18 protein-coding genes are annotated in these 22,923 nt (G+C 71.7%); 15 read left to right on the forward strand and 3 right to left on the reverse strand.

The genetic code is table 11. The features are described from left to right. The first annotated feature begins 162 nt into the window (after positions 1–162). From ABTY04_RS34480 to ABTY04_RS34495, 4 genes are all read left to right on the forward strand, one after another. A complete protein-coding gene (locus tag ABTY04_RS34480; RefSeq protein WP_352217389.1) occupies positions 163–2,235 on the forward strand; it encodes an RICIN domain-containing protein in 2,073 nt (690 codons plus the stop codon). A gap of 101 nt (positions 2,236–2,336) precedes the next feature. After that, positions 2,337–2,969, forward strand: a complete 633-nt coding sequence (locus ABTY04_RS34485) for a hypothetical protein (RefSeq protein ID WP_352217390.1) — start codon at positions 2,337–2,339, stop codon at positions 2,967–2,969. A 153-nt stretch (positions 2,970–3,122) separates the two neighbouring features. Continuing rightward, positions 3,123–4,004: a pirin family protein gene (locus ABTY04_RS34490; protein WP_352217391.1), complete on the forward strand. Its 882-nt coding sequence runs from the start codon at positions 3,123–3,125 to the stop codon at positions 4,002–4,004. Positions 4,005–4,339: 335 nt separating this feature from the next. Next, entirely contained in the window at positions 4,340–5,173 is an 834-nt protein-coding gene (locus ABTY04_RS34495) for an alpha/beta fold hydrolase (protein WP_352217392.1), read from the forward strand. A 290-nt stretch (positions 5,174–5,463) separates the two neighbouring features. Here ABTY04_RS34495 and ABTY04_RS34500 read toward each other — a convergent pair whose 3' ends face one another. Further along, a complete protein-coding gene (locus tag ABTY04_RS34500) occupies positions 5,464–6,966 on the reverse strand; it encodes an MFS transporter (protein WP_352217393.1) in 1,503 nt (500 codons plus the stop codon). A gap of 137 nt (positions 6,967–7,103) precedes the next feature. On the opposite strand from ABTY04_RS34500, the gene ABTY04_RS34505 reads away from it, so the two are divergent. Next, positions 7,104–7,544, forward strand: a complete 441-nt coding sequence (locus tag ABTY04_RS34505) for a MarR family winged helix-turn-helix transcriptional regulator (RefSeq protein ID WP_352217394.1) — start codon at positions 7,104–7,106, stop codon at positions 7,542–7,544. An 81-nt stretch (positions 7,545–7,625) separates the two neighbouring features. On the opposite strand, the gene galT is transcribed toward ABTY04_RS34505, so the two are convergent. Together galT and ABTY04_RS34515 are read right to left on the reverse strand one after the other, a co-directional pair. Continuing rightward, on the reverse strand, positions 7,626–8,672 hold the full coding sequence (gene galT, locus ABTY04_RS34510) for a galactose-1-phosphate uridylyltransferase (RefSeq protein WP_352217420.1): 1,047 nt from the start codon (positions 8,670–8,672) through the stop codon (positions 7,626–7,628). Then, the gene (locus ABTY04_RS34515; RefSeq protein ID WP_352217395.1) at positions 8,669–9,493 is read right to left on the reverse strand and encodes a DeoR/GlpR family DNA-binding transcription regulator; all 825 of its coding nucleotides are present in this window, start codon (positions 9,491–9,493) and stop codon (positions 8,669–8,671) included. The genes galT and ABTY04_RS34515 overlap by 4 nt, the downstream gene beginning before the upstream one ends. Positions 9,494–9,953: 460 nt before the next feature. On the opposite strand from ABTY04_RS34515, the gene ABTY04_RS34520 reads away from it, so the two are divergent. From ABTY04_RS34520 to ABTY04_RS34565, 10 genes are all read left to right on the forward strand, one after another. After that, positions 9,954–11,480, forward strand: a complete 1,527-nt coding sequence (locus ABTY04_RS34520; protein WP_352217421.1) for an NPCBM/NEW2 domain-containing protein — start codon at positions 9,954–9,956, stop codon at positions 11,478–11,480. A 105-nt stretch (positions 11,481–11,585) separates the two neighbouring features. After that, entirely contained in the window at positions 11,586–12,647 is a 1,062-nt protein-coding gene (locus ABTY04_RS34525; RefSeq protein ID WP_352217396.1) for a substrate-binding domain-containing protein, read from the forward strand. Beyond that, positions 12,647–14,188 carry a sugar ABC transporter ATP-binding protein gene (locus ABTY04_RS34530; protein WP_352217397.1) on the forward strand — a complete coding sequence of 514 codons (1,542 nt, stop codon included), beginning with the start codon at positions 12,647–12,649 and terminating at the stop codon, positions 14,186–14,188. Before ABTY04_RS34525 ends, ABTY04_RS34530 begins: the two co-directional genes overlap by 1 nt. Beyond that, positions 14,185–15,348 (forward strand): ABC transporter permease, encoded by a 1,164-nt coding sequence (locus ABTY04_RS34535; protein WP_352217398.1) that lies wholly within the window; start codon positions 14,185–14,187, stop codon positions 15,346–15,348. Before ABTY04_RS34530 ends, ABTY04_RS34535 begins: the two co-directional genes overlap by 4 nt. A 206-nt stretch (positions 15,349–15,554) precedes the next feature. Beyond that, positions 15,555–16,988 carry a glycoside hydrolase family 16 protein gene (locus ABTY04_RS34540; RefSeq protein ID WP_352217399.1) on the forward strand — a complete coding sequence of 478 codons (1,434 nt, stop codon included), beginning with the start codon at positions 15,555–15,557 and terminating at the stop codon, positions 16,986–16,988. Between the two features lie 18 nt (positions 16,989–17,006). Next, positions 17,007–18,518: a glycoside hydrolase family 64 protein gene (locus ABTY04_RS34545; protein ID WP_352217400.1), complete on the forward strand. Its 1,512-nt coding sequence runs from the start codon at positions 17,007–17,009 to the stop codon at positions 18,516–18,518. 97 nt (positions 18,519–18,615) lie between these two features. Then, on the forward strand, positions 18,616–19,659 hold the full coding sequence (locus ABTY04_RS34550; protein WP_352217401.1) for a LacI family DNA-binding transcriptional regulator: 1,044 nt from the start codon (positions 18,616–18,618) through the stop codon (positions 19,657–19,659). 198 nt (positions 19,660–19,857) lie between these two features. Continuing rightward, positions 19,858–21,168 carry an ABC transporter substrate-binding protein gene (locus tag ABTY04_RS34555; RefSeq protein WP_352217402.1) on the forward strand — a complete coding sequence of 437 codons (1,311 nt, stop codon included), beginning with the start codon at positions 19,858–19,860 and terminating at the stop codon, positions 21,166–21,168. Next, positions 21,155–22,078 (forward strand): carbohydrate ABC transporter permease, encoded by a 924-nt coding sequence (locus ABTY04_RS34560; protein ID WP_352217403.1) that lies wholly within the window; start codon positions 21,155–21,157, stop codon positions 22,076–22,078. The genes ABTY04_RS34555 and ABTY04_RS34560 overlap by 14 nt, the downstream gene beginning before the upstream one ends. Next, a complete protein-coding gene (locus ABTY04_RS34565) occupies positions 22,075–22,908 on the forward strand; it encodes a carbohydrate ABC transporter permease (protein ID WP_352217404.1) in 834 nt (277 codons plus the stop codon). The genes ABTY04_RS34560 and ABTY04_RS34565 overlap by 4 nt, the downstream gene beginning before the upstream one ends. Positions 22,909–22,923 lie beyond the last annotated feature (15 nt).

Consider the following 22,923-nt stretch of genomic DNA (forward strand, 5'->3'; position numbering starts at 1 on the left):
GTAACTGCCGTATGTCACAGGACAATTGACTGTTCATCAAATACAACCTGCAGGTAACAGTCTGATATCTCGCGGGCCATTCCCGTTTGTCCGAATTCTCCACCGCGCTCGTCTGGCAGGCTTCCGCGAACCCACTCCTCCGACCAAGGATTTGAGGTGCGCATGACTAGACATCGCAGGAAGCAGCGCGAACACCGGCGCAAACCGCGTCGGTTGATACTCCTCACCGCCGCCATGGCCACGGCGGCGGTGATCGCGGGGGGCCTCGCCTACTCCGGGCTCGGGGACAACGCCCAGGCAGGGACGTCCGCAGAGGCCGAAGCGGCCGCGGACACCATCGTGCAGGCCGCCGCACCGGCCCATGACGCGGAGCCGGCGCCCATCGTGGGCGAGCCCGCCAACGAGACCGCCAAGGGCCTGGTCTTCGACGGCCTCAAGGCTGCGCCGAAGGGCGACCGTTGCGTCGGCGTCTACCGCACGGAGGCCGGGCTCTGCACGCACGGCCCCGACGCCCCGCCCAAGGACGTCGACATCAAGGCCGACGTCGCCCCCGTCGTCAAGACGAAGGCCCCGGCCGCCGACCCGGCGAAGCCCGAGGCCGGCGAAGCGGCCGCAGCAGCAGAAGGCAACGGGCGTCCTCAGGACGCGCCCGCCGCCGACGCCCAGTCCGCCAAGGCCGCCCCTTCCGCGGCGCCCAAGCCCGCCGCGTCCGGCGGCAACCAGGCCGTCGCCACCGGTCCCGCCGGCCAGACCGTCCAGTGCGACGGTGACGGCAGCACCGGCAACCGCGTCCAGGTCGTGTACGTACACGGCTCCGACCGCGACCGGTACTCCGAGTACGTCGCCTCGTTCCGCAAGTGGGCGGCCGACGCCGACCTCATCTACTCGACGAGCGCCCAGGAGACCGGCGGCATCCGCCACATCCGCTTCGTCACGGCCGCGGACTGCACGCCGACGGTGCTCAACATCGAGCTCCCGGCCTCCGCGCTCTCCGAGTTCAGCGCGACCAACAACGCGCTCGCCGACAAGGGCCTCAACCGCCGCGACCGCAAGTACATGATCTTCGCGGACACCCAGGTCTACTGCGGCATCGGCACCTTCGCCGGCGACGAGCGTCCCGGCCAGGACAACCAGAGCAACTTCGGCCCCTCCTACGGCCGTACGGACTCCGGCTGCTGGGGCGGCCACACCGCGGCGCACGAACTCGGCCACAACCTGGGCGCGGTCAACAACAGCGCCCCCAACACCAGCCGCGGCGCCCACTGCACGGACGAATACGACGTCATGTGCTACTCGGACACCCCGTACTACCCGCAGATGCGCATCATGTGCTCCAACCAGGCTGCCGAGAACATCCTGGACTGCAACCACGACGACTACTTCCACACCAACCCCAAGGCGGGCAGCTACCTCGCCACGCACTGGAACATCGCGAACAACCAGTTCCTGATGAAGGCCAACGGTGGCGACGGAACGAACCCCGGTCCGAACCCCAAGCCCACCCCGACGCCGACCAAGCAGCCCACGCCGACGCCGACCAAGACCACCGGCGGCCCCAAGGTGACGGCCGCTCAGATCCAGTCGAACTCCGTCGTGGTGAGCTGGCCGAAGGTCGACGGTGCCGCCTGGTACCAGGTCCTGCTGAACGGCAAGCACCTGACCTGGGTCCAGTCCCAGGCCCTGCGCATCTACAACCTCCAGCCCGGTACGGAGTACAAGGTCGCCGTCTCCGTCCGCGACGCCTCGGGCCGTGACAGCGGAGCCGGCAAGACCACCACCTTCCGTACGACCGGCGCGGGCGGCACCACCGCCCCCGGCACCCGCTACACGCTCGGCAACGGCAGCACCGGCATGGCCGCCGAGCTGTGGGGCGGCCGCAGCGCCGACGGCACGGTGCTCGTCGGCGGCCGCGCCAACGGCTACGCCCAGCAGCAGTGGCTCTTCGAGGACGCGGGCAGCGGGCTCGTCCGCATCAAGTCCGCGGTCTCCGGCAAGTGCCTGCAGACGGGCGGCGCCCCGGCGGCCGGCATGTGGATCGCCCAGCAGCCGTGCGGCAACGGCTCCGCGCAGCAGTGGAAGCTGTCGGCCCGCGGCGGCGGTGTGAGCGTCACGGACTCCAGCGGCGGCTACGCCCTGACCGTGAGCAACCGCCCGTACTACGGGGACTGGCTGCTCGACCTCCAGCCCGCGGACGGCCGCCCGGCCCAGGTGTGGACGGTCCAGAAGGCCGCCTGACCTTCCGGAGACCGACCCGCACTTCCGCCGGTGGACGGCCGCCCTGCGCGGCCGTCCACCGGCACCCTTCATCTCCCGCACCGCACCAGGAGCACCCAACGATGCGTACCAGACGCGCCTTTCCGATCCGCACCGGCCTCGGCTTCCTGTTCCTGTTCCTCGCCCAGGCCCTGGCCGTGCCCACGGCAGCCCACGCCCACGGCGACACCGTCAAGGTCGTGATCACCGGGCAGCGGGAAGGCCACGTCGCCACCGAGATCACCTGGGAGAACGACGGGGACGCCATCGAGGAAGCGGTCGCCGCCACGGTGAACTCGACCAGCCCCGACGGCTCCCGCTCGATGGGGCCCTGGCGGCTGGTCCGCGACGCCGGGACGCGCACCGGCTGGAGCACCGCCGAGGTGCTGCCGCCCGGCACCTGGAAGGTCACCGTCGACGTGGGGTTCCCCTCCCTCGGGCACGCCGAAAAGGAAATCGCCGTCCCGGTGGTCGACCCGGCGCCGTCCGCCGCCACGCCGAGCGCAGCCGCCCCGTCCGCCACGCCGGTGCCGTCGGCGTCCCCGGCCGCCGCGCAGAGCCCGTCGCCCGCGAACATCTCGTCCGCAGCCCCGGCTCCGGCCGGCGAGAGCGAGGACCGCACCGTCTGGTGGACCACGGCGGGTGTGGCCGTGATCGCCCTGGCCGGCGCCGCCGCCGGCGTGCTGCTGCGCCGCGCCCGCGCCCGAAGGCGCTGACGCCGGCGCCCGCACCGGCTGCGTCACCGAGGGGGCGCGACGGCGGGTGGCGGGCGGCCGGCCGGCCCACGGTTGGCCGGAGCCGGCGGTACGACCTGACAGCCAAACGGGACCGCGTTGACAGTGGAATCGGCCGTGCCGTTCATTCGGTGCATGGACATCACCACCGCCGCCGTGCGCTCCACCACCCGCGTCGTCCGCCCCTTCCACACGTTCGAGGGCGAGGGCTTCCCGGTCCGCCGGCCCTTCCCGCAGCCGGAACTGCCGCTGGTCGACCCCTTCCTGATGGTCGACCAGGTCGGTCCGCACGTGCTCGGTCCGGGTGAGGCCAAGGGTGCGCCGCCGCACCCGCACCGCGGATTCGAGACCATCCAGTACGTCATCGAAGGCGCGATGGAGGACATCGATTCCGAGGGGCACAAGCGCGTCATGAACCCCGGCGAGGTGCAGTGGCTCACCGCCGGGTCGGGGCTCGTCCACCTCGCCCGCCCCACCCCCGAACTGCTCGCCGACGGCGGCCCGCAGCACCTGCTGCAGATCTGGGTGAACCTGCCGGCCCGGCTGAAGGCGACGCCGCCGCGCGTCCAGTACGGCTCCGCCCCCGGTGACATCCCCAGGATCACCACCGAGGACGGCGGCGCCGAGCTGACCGTGATCACGGGCACCACCCACGGCGTGACCGGCCCCTTCGAGACCCACACCCCGGTGCTCGTCGTACACGCCCGCCTCACGGCCGGCGGCCGCGCCGAGTTCGCCGTCCCGGCCGGGCACAACGCCATGCTGTACGTGCTGTCCGGGACCGCCGCCACCCCCGACGCCGAGCTCCCCGACGGCCACCTCGCGATCCTCGGCCGGGACGCGGAGCGGTTCACGGTCGAGGCCCCCGGCGAGGCGGCGGAGGTGCTGGTCCTGGCGGGCGAGCCGATCGGTGAGCCGGTGGCCCGCAGCGGCCCGTTCGTCATGAACACCGCCGCCGAGATCCGCCGGGCCCAGTACGACTACCAGCGCGGCCTGATGGGGCACATCGACATCTGAGACAGGGCCGCCCCGACCGGGGCGGCCCTGCTGTCGAACTGCCGTTCCGGCCGGCGGCACTGACCGGGGCGCGGCCCCTCCGCCGTGGTGCACGGCCGGCTGAATCCGACGGTGACGTCGGTGGGTCCTGCGGTGGCGCCGGGAGGTGAGCGCGAGCGTCGTCCCGTACCGAAAGGACACCACCGCCTTGCCGTTGCCGTGGTTGACGCCCTGCAGGAGCGAGAGCCGCCCGAACGGCGGTCCTCGGCATGACGTCGGAGGTAATCGACCCGGCGGGGGCGCGAACCGAGGATGGGTGGCGTAACGGACAGCCACTTCCCGAAGGGACCACCGCCATGCCGTACTTCGAGAGCAGCACCGACGGAACCCGCCTCCACTTCGTGGACTACGGGCCGGCGGACGGGCCCGTCCTCGCGTTCGTCAACAGCTCGTACTTCGGTACGGAGATGTGGGAGTACCAGATGCTGCCGCTGGCCGCCGAGGGCTTCCGGTGCGTGGGCTTCGACCGCCGGGGGCACGGCAGGTCCGAGGACGTCTGGGGCGGGTTCGACCTGGACACTCTCGCCGGGGACCTGGGCGCGCTGCTCGACCACCTGGATCTGCGGGACGTCACGCTGGTCGGCCATTCGATCGGCACCGCCGAGGCGGTCCGGCACCTGACCCTGCGCGGTACCGAGCGGGTGGCGCGCCTGGTCCTCGTCGCCGGGCTTGCCCCCGGGCCGGCCCGCTCGGCGGACCACCCCGAAGGGCTGGACCCGGAGGCCGTCCACGCGGTCAACACGGCCTTCCGCAACGACCGCGCGCAGTTCTTCGCCGACGGTGCCGACGCGTTCTTCGCCCGCCACCTGCCGGGCCCCGAGGTGTCGGACGCGTACGTGGCGTACATGGTGGGGCGCTGCCAGGGGGCGACGGCGCGGGCGGGCGCGGCCCTGGGCGACTTGGTGCCCGAGCTGAACCTCGTACCGGAGCTGGTGAAGATCGACTGCCCGGTGCTGGTGGTCCACGGCTCGGATGACGCATCCGCCCCGCTGGACCTGACCGGCCGCCGCGCGGCCGAGCTGATCCCGGGCGCGCGGCTGCACGTGTACGCGTCCGCCGGCCACGGGCTGTTCGCGACCCACGCGGACCGGCTCAACGAGGACCTGCGCGCCTTCGCCCGGGCCGCCTGATCCCCTGCGTCCTGCGGGGTGCGGGCGCCGGACCCGGTGGTCAGGTCGGCACGGTCCTGCGCCGGCCGCCGCGCTGCCGCCCGGAAGGACGAAACCTCTGCCGTGTCTGCTCACGTGCGGGCCAACTGAGGAAACGTTGGAAAACCAGCGGTATGTACCGGTTCCTACGTTTCCGGATGCGGATGCCCGGGGCGGCTCTGCCCCCTCGGCCCCGGGTAGGGCCAGCCCCGGCAACGCAGACGAGGGGACGGCATCCGCGAACGGTGCCGTCCCCTCGACAGGTGGGCGGATCAGACGGTTTCGGCCGGCTCCGGCTCCGTCGCCTTCGCGGCGGCGGGCACGCTCGCCTCGACGGTGCGCGGTCCGTGCGCCCCGCGCAGGCCGAGCCAGCTGATGACCGCGACCAGGGCGAAGGCGACGGCCCCGATCCAGAAGGTGAGGGTGAATCCGGACTCGGCGGGCAGGGCCGGGACGCCGGCGGGCAGGTGCTCGATGGTCTTCGACGCCAGGATCGTGGTGACGATGGCACTGCCGATCGCGCTGCCGGTGGAGCGGGAGATCGAGTTGATGCCGTTGGCGATGCCGCTCTGGTGGTGCGGGACGCTCGCCATGATCACGGCGGGCATGGCCGCGTAGCCGAAGCTGACGGCCGCGCCGACGATCAGGCCGGCGCCGATCACCGAGAAGGTGTGGCCGTGGTCGAGCGCGAGCCAGCCGAAGCCCGCGGCGCCGAGCGCGGCGGCGAGGGCGAGGGCCACGCGCGGGCCGCGGTGGCGGACCAGCTGACCGCCGACGGGCGAGGCGAGCAGCGAGACGATCGCGCCGGGCAGCAGGAACTGCACGGAGGCCCGCAGGATGGACGCGTCGAAGCCGTAGCCCGTGAGCTTCTCCGGCATCTGGACGAGGTACGAGACGCCCAGGAAGTTCGCGAACATGCCGAAGCCGACGAGGATGCCGGCCAGGTTGGCCATGAGCACCGGGCGGTGGACGAACATCTTCATGTCGACGAGGGGCTCGCTCACCTTGCGCTCGACCAGCACCCAGACGGCGGTCATCACGGCGGCGCCGGCGAAGCTGCCCAGCGTACGGGCGGAGGTCCAGCCCCACTCGTGGCCCTGGGAGATGGGGAGCAGGAGCAGCAGGAGGGTGATGCCGAGGGTCAGCGCGCCGAGGAAGTCGGTGCGGCCGCCGGTCTTGTGCCGGGTCGCGGGGACGAGGAAGGCGACGGCGAGCAGGGCGACGGTCGCGAAGCCGGTCGCCATCCAGAAGGCGTTGCGGTAGTCGGCGTCCGAGCCGGAGGTGAGCAGGCCGGTGGCCACGAGCGCGAGGCCGCTGCCGAACGCGAGGGTGCCGCTGACCAGGGCCATCGCGCCGGGGAGCTTCTGCGGGCGGACTTCCTCGCGCAGCACCGAGAGGGCGAGCGGGAAGATCGCCGTGGCGGCACCCTGCAGGACGCGGCCCAGGATGAGCAGCGGGAGCGAGGTCGCGACGGCGGCGATGACGGAACCGACGACCATGACGCCGAGGACGGCCACCAGCGTGGGCTTCTTGCCGTGCTGGTCGCCGAAGCGGCCGAGCAGCGGGGTGAAGACGGCGGCGGACAGCAGCGTGGCGGTGGTCACCCAGCTCACGTTGGCGGTCGAGGTGCCCAGATCGGTGCGGATGAGGCCCAGGATCGGGACCGGCAGCGTCTGCATCATCGACACGACCATGGCGGCAAGGCTCAGGGCGAAGACGATGACCGTCTCGTTCCTGGGCTTGGCCTCGGCGGGGGTGGGGGCGGCGGTGCTCATGTCTGACAGGACCTTCTTAGTGCTTCAGATCACAGATGTTTGATGTCATCAAGTAACTCCGTAGACGGTAGACGTCAATAGTTAAGGTAGTCAAGTAAACAATTGATAATGTCCACCATCTTGAGTACGCTCGAAGCATGAGCGCCACCGCCCCCCACACCCCCACCAAGCTCCAGCTCCTTGAGCTGCTCGCCGCGATCGGAACCGCCCAGTGGCGCGATTTCGCGGCCGCGGCGGCCCACTACGGCCTCACCTCCACACAGGCCCGGGTCCTCGCCCAGCTCAACGGCCCGCTGCCGATGCGCGGCCTCGCCACCCTCCTGGTGTGCGACGCGTCGAACGTCACCGGGATCGTGGACCGCCTGGAGGCGCGTGAGCTGGTGCGGCGCGAGCCCGACCCCGCCGACCGCCGCGTCAAGAACGTCGTGGCGACGGACGCGGGCCGCGAGATCATCCGGCGCGTCCGCGAGGAGATGCAGGCCACGCACGGCGCCCTGGACACCCTCGACGAGACCGAGAGCACGACGCTCTACGCCCTGCTGGAGCGGTTGCGCCCGACCATGGAGAAGGACGCCTGACACCCGGGGCGGCGCAGACCCGCTGCTCGGTTGCGGGGCAGAACGCGGCGCGCGCCCGCCACGACCGTCAACCGGCGGCCGTCACACCTCGCGCAGCACCGCGGCCGCCCGCTCGGGTGCGATGTCGTTGATGAACTGGCCCATCCCGGACTCGGTCCCGGCCAGGTGCTTGAGCTTGTCGGCCGCCCGTCGGGTGGTGAACAGCTCCAGGTGGAGTGCGTACAGCTCCCGGCCGGTGTGTACGGGGGCCTGGTGCCAGGCCGAGATGTACGGGGCCGGCGTGGGGAAGAGCCGGTCGAAGCGGCCGAGCAGGTCGAGGTGGAGGCCGGCCAGCTCGGCCCGCTCGGCCTCGGTCAGGGCGGGCAGGTCCGGGACGCGCCGGTGCGGATAGACGTGCACCTCGTACGGCCAGCGCGCGGCCTCCGGCACGAAGGCGCTCCAGTGCTCCCCCGAGGCCACCACCCGGCGGCCGTCGGCCAGTGACTCGTCGCGGACCTCGTCGAAGAGGTTGCGGCCGGTGGCCCGGCGGTGGCGGGCGACGGTGTCCAGCATGCGCCGGGTGCGCGGGGTGAGGACGGGCAGTGCGTAGACCTGGCCGTGCGGGTGGGTGAGCGTGACGCCGATCTCGGGACCCCGGTTCTCGAAGCAGTAGACCTGTTCCACGCCGGGGAGTTCGGCCAGTTCGGCGGTGCGGTCGGCCAGGGTGTCGATGACCGTACGGACCTGTGCCGGGCCGAGGTCCGCGTACGAGGCCTCGTGGTCGGGACTGAAACAGACGACCTCGCAGCGGCCCCCGCCCGGTCCGGCCAGGGCGGGGAAGCGGTTCTCGAAGACGGCGACCTGGTAGTCGGGGGCCGGGATCTCGGTGGGCCGGCCCGGGGCCGACGGGCAGAGCGGGCACTGGTCGGCGGGGGGCAGATGGGTGCGGCCCTGGCGGTGTGAGGCGATCACCACCCACTCGTCGAGGAGCCGGTCGTGGCGCCGCTCGGCGACCGTGGCGATCGGCGGCAGGCCGCGGGAGTCGGCGTGGCCGCGCAGGGTCTCCGCGGCGCCGGCCCCGGCTTCTGCCTCCGCCTCGTAGTAGATCAGCGCCCGCCCGTCGGACAGGGTCGTGCGGGTTTTCCTCACCACGGGCGCTCCTGGCCGGGCCCGGCAGCCAGCAGCACTTCGCCGACCCGTTCGGTGACCGCGGCGGCCTCCTCCTGCGGGAGGGCGTCGGTGACCAGGACGTCGACCTCGTCCAGCGCCGCGAAGGTGGTGAGCCCCACGGTCGACCACTTGGTGTGGTCGGCGAGGAGCGCGGTGCGCCGTGCCGAGCGGAGGAAGGCCCGGTTGGTCTCCGCCTCGGCGAGGTTGGGTGTGGTCAGCCCGGTGGCGGTGCCCAGACCGTGGCAGCCGAGGAAGAGCAGGTCCACGTGCAGGGACCGGATGGCCTGGTCCGCGATGGGCCCCACGAGGGCGTCCGACGGGGTGCGGATGCCGCCGGTCAGGATGACGGTCGCGGTGCTGCCCGCACCCCCGGTCCGGCGGGCGGCCTCGAAGACCTCGGCCGTGCGGACCGAGTTGGTGACCACCGTGAGGTCGGTGATCTCCGTGAGCTCCCGGGCCAGCGCGTGGGTCGTGGTCCCGGCCGACAGGGCGATGGCCGAGCCCGGTGCGACGAGGGCGGCCGCAGCCTTGGCTATCGCCTGCTTCGCCGCCGTCTCCCATTCCGACTTGGCCTCGAACCCGGGCTCGTGGCTGCTGGCCTCGTCGCCGAGCACCGCGCCGCCGTGCACCTTGCGCAGCAGGCCCTCGCGGTCGAGGACGTCCAGGTCGCGGCGGATCGTCATGTCGGAGACGTTCAGGGAGCGGGTCAGCTCGTTGACGCGCACCCCGCCCCGCCGGCGGACCTCTTCGAGGATGAGGGCGCGGCGCTGATGGGCCAGCAGACTGCCGGGATCGGCCATACGGCGTTCCTCTCCTGGGGCACCGGTGTCCCCGGTCAGCAGAAGCATCCTGACGGATCAAACAGAAGTCAACAGACTTCGGCAAAAGCGCAGTTGGGAGCAGCGACCGCCGATCGGGCAGCGGATTGACGGAATCCGCTCTCTTGACATGTTCCTGCGGCTGCCGTGTGATGTGGGCCTTCCCGTTGGAGTCCGTTCGTTCCTGAGGGGTTCTGCGGGAACCGACGCACTGTCAAGGCGCATTTCCGCACACGCTCTCCCGGAACTCCGGGCCCCACTCCCCCAGGAGCCGTCTGTGCACTGTTTACGAAGCGCCGTCGCCCGCTGCCTGACGGCGGCCCTCACGGCCCTGCCCTTACTGGCCCCGGCGGCGGGGGCCGCCGCGCTGGCCGGTGCGGCGGTGGTCGCGGGCGCGGCCCCCGCTGCCGCCGTGGCCGACGGCCAGGCACTGACCCCGCCCATGGGGTTCAACAACTGGAACTCCACCCACTGCCGGGCCGAGTTCAACGAGACGATGGTCAAGGGCATCGCCGACCTCTTCGTCGCGAAGGGCCTCAAGGCCGCCGGCTACCAGTACGTCAACCTCGACGACTGCTGGGCCCTGCCGAACCGCGACGCCTCGGGCAACCTGGTCGCCGACCCGGTCCGCTTCCCCGGCGGCATCAAGGCCCTCGCGGACTACGTGCACGCCAAGGGCCTGAAGTTCGGCATCTACACCAGCGCCGGAACCAGGACCTGCGACACCGCGGGCTTCCCCGGCGGCCTCGGCCACGAACAGCAGGACGCCGGCCTCTTCGCCTCCTTCGGCGTCGACTACCTCAAGTACGACAACTGCAACAACCAGGGCGTGGACGCGAAGAAGCGGTACACGGACATGGCGAACGCGCTGAGGAAGACCGGCCGCCCCATCGTCTTCTCACTGTGCGAGTGGGGCCAGAACCAGCCCTGGACCTGGGCACCGAGCGTCGGCCACCTGTGGCGCACCACCGGCGACATCGGCGACAGCTGGTCCTCGATGATCTCCATCGCGCACAAGAACCAGCCGCTCGCGCCGTACGCGGGCCCCGGCCAGTGGAACGACCCCGACATGCTGGAGGTCGGCAACGGCGGGATGACCGCCACCGAGTACCGCACCCACTTCACCCTCTGGTCGATGATGGCGGCGCCGCTGCTGATCGGCAGCGACCTGCGCAAGGCGACGCCCGAGACCTTCGACATCCTCTCGAACCCCGATGTCATCGCCCTGGACCAGGACGGCCTCGGCAAACAGGGCACGGTGGTCTCCGCCTCGGGCGGCCTGGTGGTGATGGCCAAGGAGCTGGCGAACGGCGACCGGGCGCTCTCCCTGACCAACGAGACCGGCCAGGTCGCCACGATCTCCGCCACGACCGACGCCCTCGGCATCGGGAACCGCGGCCCCTACGCGCTCAAGGAGCTGTGGACCAAGGCCGTCTCGACCAACACCAGCGGCACGATCAGCGCCTCGGTCGCCCCGCACGCCACCGTCGTGTACCGGATCACCCCGGGGCCGGCACCCCTCCCGCCCGCCGGCACCTCCCACCTGTCCGACCTGCCCTGGACCGGTGTGAGCAGCGGCTGGGGCCCGGTGGAGAAGGACCGGAGCAACGGCGAGCGGGCGGCCGGCGACGGCAGGACGCTGACCGTGGGCGGCACGACGTACGCCAAGGGCCTGGGCGTCCACGCACCCAGCACGGTGACCTACCACCTAGGCGGCAGGTGCACCGGCCTGACGGTGGACGTCGGCGTCGACGACGAGAGCGCCTTCACCGGGGCAGTCGCCTTCCAGATCTACCGGGACACCACCAAGGTCGCCGACAGCGGCGTGGTGACCACGGCGGACGCCGCCCGGAAACTCACCGCCGACCTGACCGGCGGCCAGACGCTGAAGCTCGTCGTCACCGACGGCGGCAACGGCATCGACTACGACCACGCGGACTGGGCGGCGCCCCGGCTCACCTGCAGCTGACCCACCCGACCACCGCCTGCCGCTCCACCACCCGCCGACCCACCGACCCACCGACCCGCCGACCCACCGATCCGCCGACCCGGCCCGATGAGGGAGCACTCGTACATGTCCATGATCCGGTATCGCCGCAGCGCCGCCCTGACCGGTGCCCTCGCGCTGGCGCTCACCCTGGGGGCCTGCTCCTCCGGCAAACCCGGCTCCGCCCCGGGAACGGGAACGGCTGCCGGCGCCGGCAAGAAGGCGGACGGCCCGATATCCATCGCCTACCTGCAGAAACAGGGCGACCAGGAGTACTTCGTCTCCGAGGCGGCCGGCGCCAGGAAGAGGGCCGACGAGCTGGGCATCAAACTCACCGTCGTCAACCTCGGCAACGACGCCTCGAAGACCGTCACCGAGGTCAAGTCGGCGATCGCGCAGAAGAACTCGGGCATCGTCATCGTCGTGCCGGAGCCGGCGGTCGGCCCGCAGATCGCCGCCGAGGCCAAGAAGGCGGGGATCCCGCTTCTCACCTCCGACGATCAGGTGTGCGTCACCGGCCCCAAGCCCGCGGCGTGCGCCAAGGCCGATCTGGTGGCGCGCGTGGGCTTCTCGGGGACCCAGATGGGGGGCGAGGTCGGCAAGCGGGCCGCGGCCGAGTTCGCGAAGACGGGCTGGAGCCCCGCGGACACCCGGATCGTCTACGCGTGGAAGCAGGACACCACGGTCTGCACCGACCGGATCAACGGGGCCAAGGCCGCCTGGAAGGAGGCCGGCGCCCCCGAGGTCCAGACGGTCGAGCTCGGTACGGACAACACCCCGGCGGGCGCGCAGGCCAAGGCCGAGGCGACGGTGACGGCCAACCAGGGCGTCAGGCACTGGGTGGTCATGGGGTGCAACGACGAGAACGTCTCCGGCGGGGTCAAGGGGCTGGGCAACGCAGGGGTCAAGGGAGCGGACATCGTGGGTGTCGGCCTCGGCTCCTATCTGGCCTGCAAGGACTGGCAGGCGGGCGCCGACAACGGGATGAGGGCCGCGCTCTACATCCCAGGCGACGAGGTCGGAAAGCTGGCCGTCCAGGCCATGTACGACAAGCTCAAGAACGGTACGGAGTTCGCCCCCGAAGCCTTCGCCCCGACCAGGATGGTCGACGCGGGCAACTGGCGGGACGCCGGATTCGGCTGCAAGTGATGGCCCCCGCCGCCGGACTCCGCGTGGCCGGCCTCGCCAAGAGCTTCGCCGGGGTCCCTGCCCTGCGCGACATCAGCCTGGACTTCCCGGCCGGTTCGGTCACCGCGCTGATGGGCGAGAACGGCGCCGGGAAGTCCACCCTGCTGAAGATCGTCTGCGGTGACCAGCCGGCCGATTCCGGCACGGTCCACATCGACGGCGCCGAGATGCGGCTGCGCTCCCCGGCCGACGCCCGGGCGGCCGGCATCCGGCTCATCCCCCAGGAGCCGGAGATCGTCCCGCACCTCACGGTCGCCGAGAACGTCTACCTCGGCGCCCTGCCCACCCGGCGGGGCCGCCGCTTCGACCGGGCGGCCCTACGGGGCCGGCTCCGGGAGGATCTGGCCCGGATCGGCTTCGGAAGGGTCCTCGACGCGGACACGCCCGGCATCCGCCTCACCCCGGCCCAGCGCCAGCTGGTGGAGATCCTCAGGGCGTTGACCGGAGAGGCGAGGGTGGTGGCCTTCGACGAACCCACCTCCTCCCTGTCCGAGCACGAGGTGGAGGCCCTGTTCACGCTGATCCGCAGACTGCGCGAACAGGGGCTCGCCGTCATCTACGTGTCCCACCGCATGCAGGAGATCTTCCGGCTGGCCGACCGGGTGGCCGTCCTGCGCGACGGGGCGCTGGTCGGCGTCGAGGACGCCGCCGCCACGGACGAGGGAGCCGTCGTACGGATGATGGTGGGCCGGGACCTGTCCGTCACTCGAAGGGGTTTCGCCCGGCCGCACGTGGCCACCGGCCGAATCGTCCTGGACGTCCGCGAACTCACCACCGACGACGTGCGCGGGATCAGCCTCCGGGTCCGGGCGGGTGAGGTGGTGGCCCTCGCCGGGCTGGTCGGCGCCGGACGCTCCGAGCTGGCCCGCGCGCTGATCGGCGACCTCCCGCTGCGCGGCGGATCGGTGTCGGTGCTGGGCGAGGAGCTGCGGCTGCGCCGGCCCTCCGACGCGATCCGCGCGGGAATCGGGCTCGCCCCCGAGGAGCGCAAGGCGCAGGCGCTGTTCCTGGACCGGTCGGTCCGCGACAACATCGCGCTGGTTGTGCTGGACCGGCTGAGCCGCCTGCGCTTCGTGCGCAGAGCGGCCGAGAAGGAGCTCGCCCGGGAGTACACCCGCCGGCTGCGCGTGCGCACCCCGTCCGTGGAACGGGAGGTGCGCACGCTCTCGGGCGGCAACCAGCAGAAGGTGGTGCTCGCCCGCTGGCTGGCGCGCAGGCCCGCGGTACTGATCCTCGACGAGCCGACCCGGGGCATCGACGTCGGCGCGAAGGCCGAGATCCACCGGATCATCGCGGACCTCGCCGGGGCCGGGGTGGCGCTCCTGGTCATCTCCTCCGAGCTGCCGGAGGTGTTGGGGCTGGCCGACCGGGTGCTGGTGATGCAGGGCGGCAGGATCACCGGCGAGCTCGGCCGGGCCGAGGCCACCGAGGAGGCCGTGCTCGCCCTGGCCATGGCGGACGACCTGACCACGCCGGACACGGGCAACGGAGGAGTCGAGTGAACGCGAACACGTCGACCACGGGAGGCGGCACGCCCGACGGGATGTCGGGCGGTACGACCGGCGGTACCACCGCCGGGCCGTCCGGCGGGACCCCCGGCGGGACCGGCGCGATGCCCGCCGGGCCGGCCGGTACGAGCGGCACCCCGGCCGCCGACCGGGGCGGGACGGCGGCGGGCCCCGGGCAGCGGCTCGGTGCGCTCCTCGGCGCCGTCGGCGGCCAGAACCTCAGCCTGATCGGCGCCTTGGTGCTGGTCCTGGCCCTCTTCGGCTGGCTCAACCAGGCCTATCTGACCTGGGCCAACATCAAGGTCATCGGCGACGCGGTGACCATTTCCGGGCTGCTCGCCCTCGTCCAGACCGTGGTGATCATCTGCGGCGCACTGGACATCTCCGTCGGCTCCCAGGTCGGCGTGGCCTCCGTCGTCTCCGCCATGGTCTTCACCTCCACGGGCGGCAGCGCCCTGCTCGGCATCGCCGCCGCGCTCGGGGCGGGGCTGCTGGCCGGGCTCCTCAACGGCGCGGTCATAGTCTTCGGCCGGGTCAACCCGGTCATCGCGACGCTGGCCACCCTCGCCGCGTACAAGGGGGTCGCCCAGTTGCTGTCCAAGGGGGCGGCGCAGGGGTACGTCAGCAACGACGACGTGTTCGTCTTCCTCTCGAATGGCGCGATCGCCGGAATCCCCGTGCTGCTGTGGGTGCTCGCCGTCGTCACGCTCGCCATCCACCTGCTGCTGAAGTCGACCGACATCGGCCGCAACATCTACGCCATCGGCGGCAACGACACAGCCGCCCGGCTGGCCGGCATCGACATCAACAAGTACCTGATCACCGTCTACGGCCTGGCCGGATTGGTCGCCGCCGTCGCCGGTGTCCTGCTGACCGCCCGGACCGGGTTCGGCCACCCCGTCTCGGGCAGCGAGGGCCTCGAACTGAAGGCGATCACGGCCGCCGCGCTCGGCGGCTGCCTCCTGGCGGGCGGCAAGGGCGGAGTCGGCGGCACCCTGCTGGCCATCACCCTGCTCGGGGCGCTGGACAACGGCCTGACCGTGCAGGGCGTCAACCCGTTCTGGCAGAACGTCGCCCAAGGCACCCTGCTCGTGGTGGCCGTGGTGATCCAGAAGCGGCGGGCCGGGGAACGGTCGGTGGGACTGCCCACCTGACGGCGGCTCGTCCCGTCTTTCAAGCCGTGAACTCCGGTTGGCCGTAAGCCTGTTCCCGGCTCAAAGTCTTGACGCCTGAGGTGGCGGGGAGCACAGTGTCAGCGGCGCGCGCTTGAGAGCGCTCTCAGAGAGCGGCTCCCGACCCCACCGAACTCGGCCGCGCCTCCCCCCGCACCGCGCCTCACGGCGCCTCAGAGAGGGCATCCATGCGTCACACATCCGGCAGAAAACGCTCGTCCGTCCGGCGGGCCGTCGTCGCCACGCTCAGCACGATGGCCGTGGCCGCGGTGGCCGCCGCCGTGGTCACCCTGCCCGCCAGTGCCGCCGCACCCGCGCCGCCGGCGGGCTGGTCCCAGGTGTTCCTGGACGATTTCAACGGGGCCGCGGGCTCCGGCGTGAACACCACCGACTGGCAGTACACCACCGGGACGAGCTACCCCGGCGGACCCGCCAACTTCGGTACGGGCGAGGTCGAGACGATGACCGCGAGCACCGCGAACGTCTCCCTCGACGGCGCGGGGAACCTGCGGATCACCCCGCGCCGGGACGCCGCCGGGAACTGGACCTCCGGGCGCATCGAGACCCGGCGCGCCGACTTCCAGCCCCCGGCGGGCGGAAAGCTGCGCACCGAGGCCCGGATCCAGATGCCGAACGTCTCCGGAGCGGCGGCGAAGGGCTACTGGCCGGCGTTCTGGATGCTCGGCGCGCCCTACCGGGGCAACTGGTGGAACTGGCCCGGCATCGGTGAGCTCGACGTCATGGAGAACGTCCAGGGCATCAACAACGAGTGGGCCACGATGCACTGCGGCACGAGTCCGGGCGGCCCGTGCAACGAGACGTCCGGCATCGGCGGCCAGCGCGTCTGCTCCGGCACCACCTGCCAGGGCGGATTCCACACGTACGCGGTGGAGTGGGACCGGTCCACCGCCGTGGAGGAGATGCGCTTCTACCTCGACGGGGTCAACTTCCACACCGTGAAGGCGACTCAGGTGGATGCCGCCACCTGGGCCAGCGCCACGGACCACGGCTACTTCATCATCCTGAACGTCGCCATGGGCGGCGGCTTCCCGGACGCCTTCGGCGGCGGACCCGACGCGGGCACCCAGCCCGGCTACTCGATGGTCGTCGACTACGTGTCCGTACTCCGCTCGGCGGGCGGCACGACGCCGCCGACGACGCCCCCGACCACACCCCCGACGACGCCGCCCACCACACCGCCGTCCGGCAGCCGCGACGCGTACACGGCCATCGAGGCCGAGTCGTACGACGACCAGGCCGGGCTGGCCGTGGAGACCACCACGGACACCGGCGGCGGCCGCAACGCCGGCGCGATCGCGAACGGCGACTGGGCCCTTTACAAGGGGGTCGACTTCGGTTCCGGCGCCGCCAGGCAGTTCTACGGCCGGGTCGCCAGCGGGGCGGCCGGCGGGGTCAGCGGACTCGTCGAGGTCCGGCTGGACAGCCGTACCGGCCCGCCGATCGGCAGCTTCTCGGTCGCGGACACCGGAGGCTGGCAGAGCTGGCGGACCGTCCCGGCGAACATCAGCGCCGTCACGGGAACGCACGACGTCTACCTGACGTTCACGAGCGGCCAGAGCGCCGACTACGTGAACGTCAACTGGTTCGACTTCGGCCACTGACCGGACCAGGAGACGCTCATGAACACACGACGACCGCTCCCGCCGGCCGTGCTGGCCGCGCTGGCCGCGCTGATCGCCCTGGTGGGCTCTGTACTGTTCGCCCCGACCACGACCGGGGCCGCGGCGGACTACACGCAGGGCGTGACCGCCCGGGGTTCCGGCACGGTGCAGATCTGGTTCGAACCGGCCGCCCCCGCCGCCCTGGTGGACGTCCACTACCTGCCCGGCGGGGGGCTGGGGCAGCAGAACTTCCGGATGACGGACCACGGCGGGACCTGGCAACAGACCGTCACCGGCCTGGCCTCCGGCTTCACCGTCGAGTACTGGTTCACGTACGAGAAGGGCGGACCGCTCCACGACACCCCGCACTTCTCCCACACGGTCGGCTCCGGCGGAGGAGGCGGAGGAGGAGACGGCGGAGGCGGGTCCGGGAGCTTCCCGATCACCTTCCAGAACAACACCCGTGGCACGTACTCCGATTCACAGGTCTTCGTCACCGTCCTCGGCCAGGTGACCCCGGGCCAGTGGTCGTACATGAAGCCCGACGGCTCCATGGTCCACATCAGCCACCTCGACGCCACCGCGCCCGGCCACCTGGTGAAGAAGGGCGTCAACTACCCCGCCATGTCGTTCACCCTGGCCCAGGCGGGCGGGACGGTGCCCTCCCCGGCGTCGATCCGCGGAGGCAGGATCTACGTCTCCCTCGGCTCCCCCGTGTACCTCCCGGTCTCCCCCGACGACCAGGGCTGGGGCGGCCCCGACCTGCGCAATCCCGACGACCCGAACAGCGACGTGTACTACGACTGGTACGAGTACACGTACGTGCACGGCCAGGTCGCGTTCGGCGGGAACACCACCCAGGTCGACCAGTTCGGCTTCCCGATGACCTCACGGCTGCGCCAGACCTCCAGCGGCTACGACAACACCCAGGGCATCACCCGGACCCGCGCCGAGGTCATGCAGCAGTACGCGGCCTCCGTCGGGGCCGCTTTCAAGCCGCTCCAGAACGGCTACCGGATCGTGGCGCCCCGCTCCTCGGACCTGTTCCTCGCGGGCGGCGCGCAGCAGAACCACCTGACGGCCGCCATAGACCAGGCCTGGGCCTACTACACCACCCACCCCTTCACCCTCACCCGGCTCGGCGAGACCTTCTCCGGGCGGGTCTCCGGCTCCACGCTGACCTTCGGCAAGAACGGCTCCGGCTCCTTCAACCTCCACAAACCCACCTCGCCGGACGTCATGGCCTGCGCGGGGGCGCTGGCCTCGGGCAACGACACGGAGAAGCAGCTCGGCGCGGAGTTCTGCGCCGCGTTCAACCGGGGCGTCGCCCTCGACACCGCCGCCTGGTACACCCCGGCGGCCTACTACGGCGGGACGGCGAAGAACGACTACGCCGGCTTCTTCCACACCGTCGGCCTGAACCAGCGGGCCTACGGCTTCCCCTACGACGACGTCAACGATCAGTCCTCCGTCCAGATCCTCGGCAATACGGACCCGCCGACCGGACTCACCCTCGGTATCGGCTGGTGACCGCCCGTACCGCCGGGAGCGCTCTCAAGCTCCCGGCGGTACGGGTTACGCTGCTGTCCGGCGAGCCAACAGCCCCGGACACGCAGGAGGAGCGCCCGTGCCCGAACAGCTTCCCGGTCACCGGCCCACCCTGGAGGCCGTGGCGGAGCGCGCCGGGGTGTCCCGGGCCACCGCGTCCCGCGTCGTCAACGGCGGCGAGGGCGTCCGCGCGCATCTGGTGGAGAAGGTCCGCGAGGCCGTCCGGGAGCTCGGATACGTGCCGAACCCGGCCGCCCGCACCCTGGTCACGCGGCGCACCGGAGCCGTCGCGGTGATCATCGCCGAGCCGGAGATCCGGATCTTCTCCGACCCCTTCTTCTCCCGCCAGGTCCGCGGCATCAGCAAGGAGCTGACTGCGCACGACACACAGCTGGTCCTGCTGCTGGTGGAGGACCGGGGGGACTACGACCGCATCGAGCGCTACCTGGCCGGCGGCCATGTCGACGGGGCACTCGCCTTCTCGCTGCACACCGACGACCCGCTGCCGGCGATCACCCGCCGCATCGGCATGCCGACGGTCTACGGCGGCCGTCCGGGCTGGACCGCCGGGTCCGGCGAGCACGGAGGTGTCGCGTACGTGGACGCGGACAACCGCGGAGGCGCCCGGGAGGCCGTCCGGTACCTGCTGGACCAGGGCCGGCGGCGGATCGCGCACATCGCCGGGCCACTGGACCAGACCTCGGCCGTGGACCGGCTCGACGGCTACCGGGACGTGCTCCTCGACGCCGATCCCGCGCTGATCGCGGAGGGGGACTTCACCGCGGCGGGCGGCGCCCTCGCGATGGCCGGGCTGCTGGAGCGCTGCCCGGACCTGGACGCGGTGTTCGCGGCGAACGACCTGATGGCGACGGGCGCCCTGCGGGTGCTGCGGGAGCGTGGCCTCGCCGTGCCCGCAGACGTGGCGCTCGTCGGCTTCGACGACGCCGAACCGGTGGCGGAGACGGCCGATCCGCCGCTGACGACCGTGCGCCAGGACATCGAGGGGATGGGCCGCCTGATGGCCCGGCTGCTGCTGCGCACCCTGAACGCGGCGCAGGGCGACAGTGCGGTGCCCGCTTCGGTGGTCACTCCGACCGCGCTGGTGCGGCGCGCCTCCGCCTGATCCCCGCCGACGCGGATCGGAGCGGCGTGAACTCGCCCTGCGGCAGGGGTGATTGCGGACGAAAGCGTGTTGTTGCGCGTACACGTCTTGACGGGGCCAGGGCTGCGGGTGCAGGCTCCAGTCTCATTCTGAGAGCGCTCTCAAGATGGCGCAGCCCCACCCCCGCACCCCGCCCGTCCAGGCCAAGGAGGCCGCCCCATGTCCACACCCCGTACCGTCCCGAGAGCCGCGGTCCGCCTCGCCGCCGTCGCGGTCTCCGGAGTCCTCCTGGCCGCCTGCGGATCCGGGTCCGGTCCGGACGGCGCCTCCTCCGACGCCGCGGGCGGCGACGTCACGCTCACCGTCGACCTGTTCGGCGCGTTCGGCTACCGGGAGGCCGGCCTCTACGCCGAGTACGAGCAGCTCCACCCCCACGTCAAGATCAAGCAGACCGACACCGAGGACGAGAAGGACTACTGGAAGTCCCTCCAGACCCGCCTCGCGGGCGGCGGCGGCCTGGCCGACGTCCAGGCCGTCGAGGTCGGCCGCATCGCGTCCGTCACCCAGCAGCAGGCCGGCAAGTTCGTCGACCTGAACCAGTACGGGGCCGGGACCCTCAAGGAGGAGTTCGCCGCCGCCAAGTGGTCCGCCGCGACGACCAAGGACGGCAAGGTGCTGGGCCTGGGCACCGATGTCGGCCCCGAGGCCATGTGCTACCGGAGCGACCTGTTCAAGGCCGCCGGACTGCCCACCGACCGCACCGAACTGGCGGCGCGGTGGGCCACCTGGGACGGCTACCTCGAACTCGGCCGCCAGTACAAGGAGAAGGCGCCGGCCGGCAGCGCCTGGATCGACAGCGTGGGCAGCCTGAACGCGATCATGGTCGGGCAGCAGAAGGAGCGCTACTACGACGCCTCGGGCGCCCTGGTCTACGAGACCAGCCCCGCCGTGAAGGCCGGCTGGGACGCCTCGGTCAAGGCCGCCGGCGACGGGCTGAGCGCCAAACTGGACCAGTGGTCGCCGCCGTGGAACCAGGCGTTCTCCTCCGGGTCCTTCGCCACCCTGCCCTGCCCCGCCTGGATGCTCGGGTACATCAAGGGCCAGGCCGGGGACGCGGGCAAGGGCAAGTGGGACGTCGCGAAACTGCCCGGCGGCGCGGGCAACTGGGGCGGCTCCTACCTGGCGGTCCCGAGCGTGGCACAGCACAGGAAGGAGGCGTACGAGCTGATCAAGTGGCTGACCGCGCCCGAGCAGCAGACCAAGGTCTTCCGCAAGCAGGGCAACTTCCCGTCCGCCGGCAAGTCCATCACACAGATAGCGGACGCCAAGGACCCGTACTTCTCCGACGCGCCGATCGGCCAGATCTTCGGTGACGCCGCCCGGCAGGCCCCCGTACAGGTGCTCGGCCTGCACGACAAGGACATCGCCGACCAGATCGACAACGCGCTGAGCGAGGTCGAGCGGAAGGGCACGGCGCCCGAGACGGCCTGGTCGAACGCGAAGAAGGCCGTCAAGAATGCCCTCGGCTGAACCGCTGCCCCGGCGGTACGGCCGACCGGCCGCGCTGTCCCCGTACGCCTTCCTCGCCCCGTTCTTCACCCTGTTCGCCGCCTTCGGGATCTTCCCGCTGCTCTACACCGCATACGTCTCCCTCTACCGCGCCGAACTCCAGACCCCCGGCGAGCTGGAGTGGCGCGGCCTCGGCAACTACACGGCGCTGTTCACCGACCCGTTCTTCTGGACGGCGCTGCGCAACACCTTCACCATCGGCGTCCTGTCCACGGTGCCCCAGCTGCTGATGGCTCTGGGCCTGGCCCACGTCCTCAACTACCGCCTGCGCGCCCGGACCTTCTTCCGTACGGCCCTGCTGCTGCCGTACGCGACCTCGGTCGCCGCCGCCTCGCTGATCTTCGCGCAGCTCTTCGGGCGTGACTTCGGACTCGTCAACCACCTGCTGGACCTGGTGGGCATCCACCCGGTCGACTGGCAGAACGGTACGGCGGCCTCCCAGATCGCCGTCTCGTCCATCGTCGTCTGGCGCTGGACCGGCTACAACGCGCTGATCTACCTGGCGGGCATGCAGACGATCCCGGCCGAGCTGTACGAGGCGGCCGAGGTCGACGGGGCCTCCCGCCTGCGGCAGTTCCTCCACGTGACACTGCCCGGGCTGCGCCCCACGATCGTCTTCACCGCGATCGTCTCGACGATCGGCGCCACGCAGCTGTTCGGTGAGCCGCTGCTGTTCGAGGGGTCGGTGTCCGGCGGCATCTCACACCAGTACCAGACCCTCGGCCTGTACATGTACGAGCAGGGCTGGGGCTTCTTCCACCTGGGCCGGGCGGCGGCCATCGCCTGGGTGATGTTCCTGCTGATCGTGGTGCTGGTCGGGGTCAACGCCCTGGCCGCGCACCGCCGTTCCCACAAGGAGGCCGGCCGATGAGCTCCGGCGCCTCCGCCCGGCGTGGCGGAAGGATCACCTACGCGGTCCTGATCATCGCGGTGCTGGTCTCGGCCTTCCCGCTGTACTGGACCCTCGTCGCCGCGAGCCGCTCCAACGCCGAGCTGGCGCGGCCGGTGCCGGCCCTGCTGCCCGGTCCGCGGCTCCTGGACAACCTCCGGGCAGTGCTGGACGAGGCGGCGATCGGCAAGGCGCTGCTCAACTCCCTCATCGTCTCGGGGGCGATCACCGTCGGCACGGTGCTGTGCTCCACGCTGGCCGGCTTCGCCTTCGCCAAACTGCGCTTCCGGGGCCGCGGTGCGCTGCTCGGCGCCGTCGTCGCCTCGATGATGATCCCGCCGCAGCTCGGGGTGATCCCGCTCTTCATGCTGATCGTCGAACTGCACTGGGTCAACCAGCTCCAGGCCGTCGTCCTGCCCGGACTCGTGTCGGCCTTCGGCGTGTTCTTCATGCGGCAGTTCCTGGTGCAGTCGCTGCCGGACGAGCTGATAGAGGCGGCCCGGGTGGACGGGGCCTCGCACGCCCGGGTCTTCTGGTCGGTCGTCGTGCCGATCGCCCGCCCGGCCATGGCGGTGCTGGGCCTGCTCACCTTCATGACGGCCTGGAACGACTTCTTCTGGCCGATCGTCGCGCTGTCCTCGCAGGAGCCCACCGTCCAGGTCGCCCTGCGCCAGCTGGGCGGCGGGTACGTCCACGACCAGTCCGTGATCATGGCGGGCACCCTGCTCGGCACCCTGCCCGTGCTGCTGGTCTTCGGCCTGCTCGGCCGCCAGATCGTCGGCGGCATCATGCAGGGCGCGGTCAAGGGCTGACGCAGCCGCCCCGGC

It is taken from the genome of Streptomyces sp. NPDC097981, assembly GCF_040302565.1.
Lineage (GTDB): Bacteria > Actinomycetota > Actinomycetes > Streptomycetales > Streptomycetaceae > Streptomyces.

Excerpts from the sequence above, each read along its gene's own strand:
- ABTY04_RS34480 (WP_352217389.1), top strand. The coding sequence starts at position 163 with ATGACTAGACATCGCAGGAAGCAGCGCGAACACCGGCGCAAACCGCGT.
- ABTY04_RS34485 (WP_352217390.1), top strand. The coding sequence starts at position 2,337 with ATGCGTACCAGACGCGCCTTTCCGATCCGCACCGGCCTCGGCTTCCTG.
- ABTY04_RS34490 (WP_352217391.1), top strand. The coding sequence starts at position 3,123 with ATGGACATCACCACCGCCGCCGTGCGCTCCACCACCCGCGTCGTCCGC.
- ABTY04_RS34495 (WP_352217392.1), top strand. The coding sequence starts at position 4,340 with ATGCCGTACTTCGAGAGCAGCACCGACGGAACCCGCCTCCACTTCGTG.
- ABTY04_RS34500 (WP_352217393.1), bottom strand. The coding sequence starts at position 6,966 with ATGAGCACCGCCGCCCCCACCCCCGCCGAGGCCAAGCCCAGGAACGAG.
- ABTY04_RS34505 (WP_352217394.1), top strand. The coding sequence starts at position 7,104 with ATGAGCGCCACCGCCCCCCACACCCCCACCAAGCTCCAGCTCCTTGAG.
- ABTY04_RS34515 (WP_352217395.1), bottom strand. The coding sequence starts at position 9,493 with ATGGCCGATCCCGGCAGTCTGCTGGCCCATCAGCGCCGCGCCCTCATC.
- ABTY04_RS34520 (WP_352217421.1), top strand. The coding sequence starts at position 9,954 with ATGGGGTTCAACAACTGGAACTCCACCCACTGCCGGGCCGAGTTCAAC.
- ABTY04_RS34525 (WP_352217396.1), top strand. The coding sequence starts at position 11,586 with ATGTCCATGATCCGGTATCGCCGCAGCGCCGCCCTGACCGGTGCCCTC.
- ABTY04_RS34530 (WP_352217397.1), top strand. The coding sequence starts at position 12,647 with ATGGCCCCCGCCGCCGGACTCCGCGTGGCCGGCCTCGCCAAGAGCTTC.
- ABTY04_RS34540 (WP_352217399.1), top strand. The coding sequence starts at position 15,555 with ATGCGTCACACATCCGGCAGAAAACGCTCGTCCGTCCGGCGGGCCGTC.
- ABTY04_RS34545 (WP_352217400.1), top strand. The coding sequence starts at position 17,007 with ATGAACACACGACGACCGCTCCCGCCGGCCGTGCTGGCCGCGCTGGCC.
- ABTY04_RS34555 (WP_352217402.1), top strand. The coding sequence starts at position 19,858 with ATGTCCACACCCCGTACCGTCCCGAGAGCCGCGGTCCGCCTCGCCGCC.
- ABTY04_RS34560 (WP_352217403.1), top strand. The coding sequence starts at position 21,155 with ATGCCCTCGGCTGAACCGCTGCCCCGGCGGTACGGCCGACCGGCCGCG.
- ABTY04_RS34565 (WP_352217404.1), top strand. The coding sequence starts at position 22,075 with ATGAGCTCCGGCGCCTCCGCCCGGCGTGGCGGAAGGATCACCTACGCG.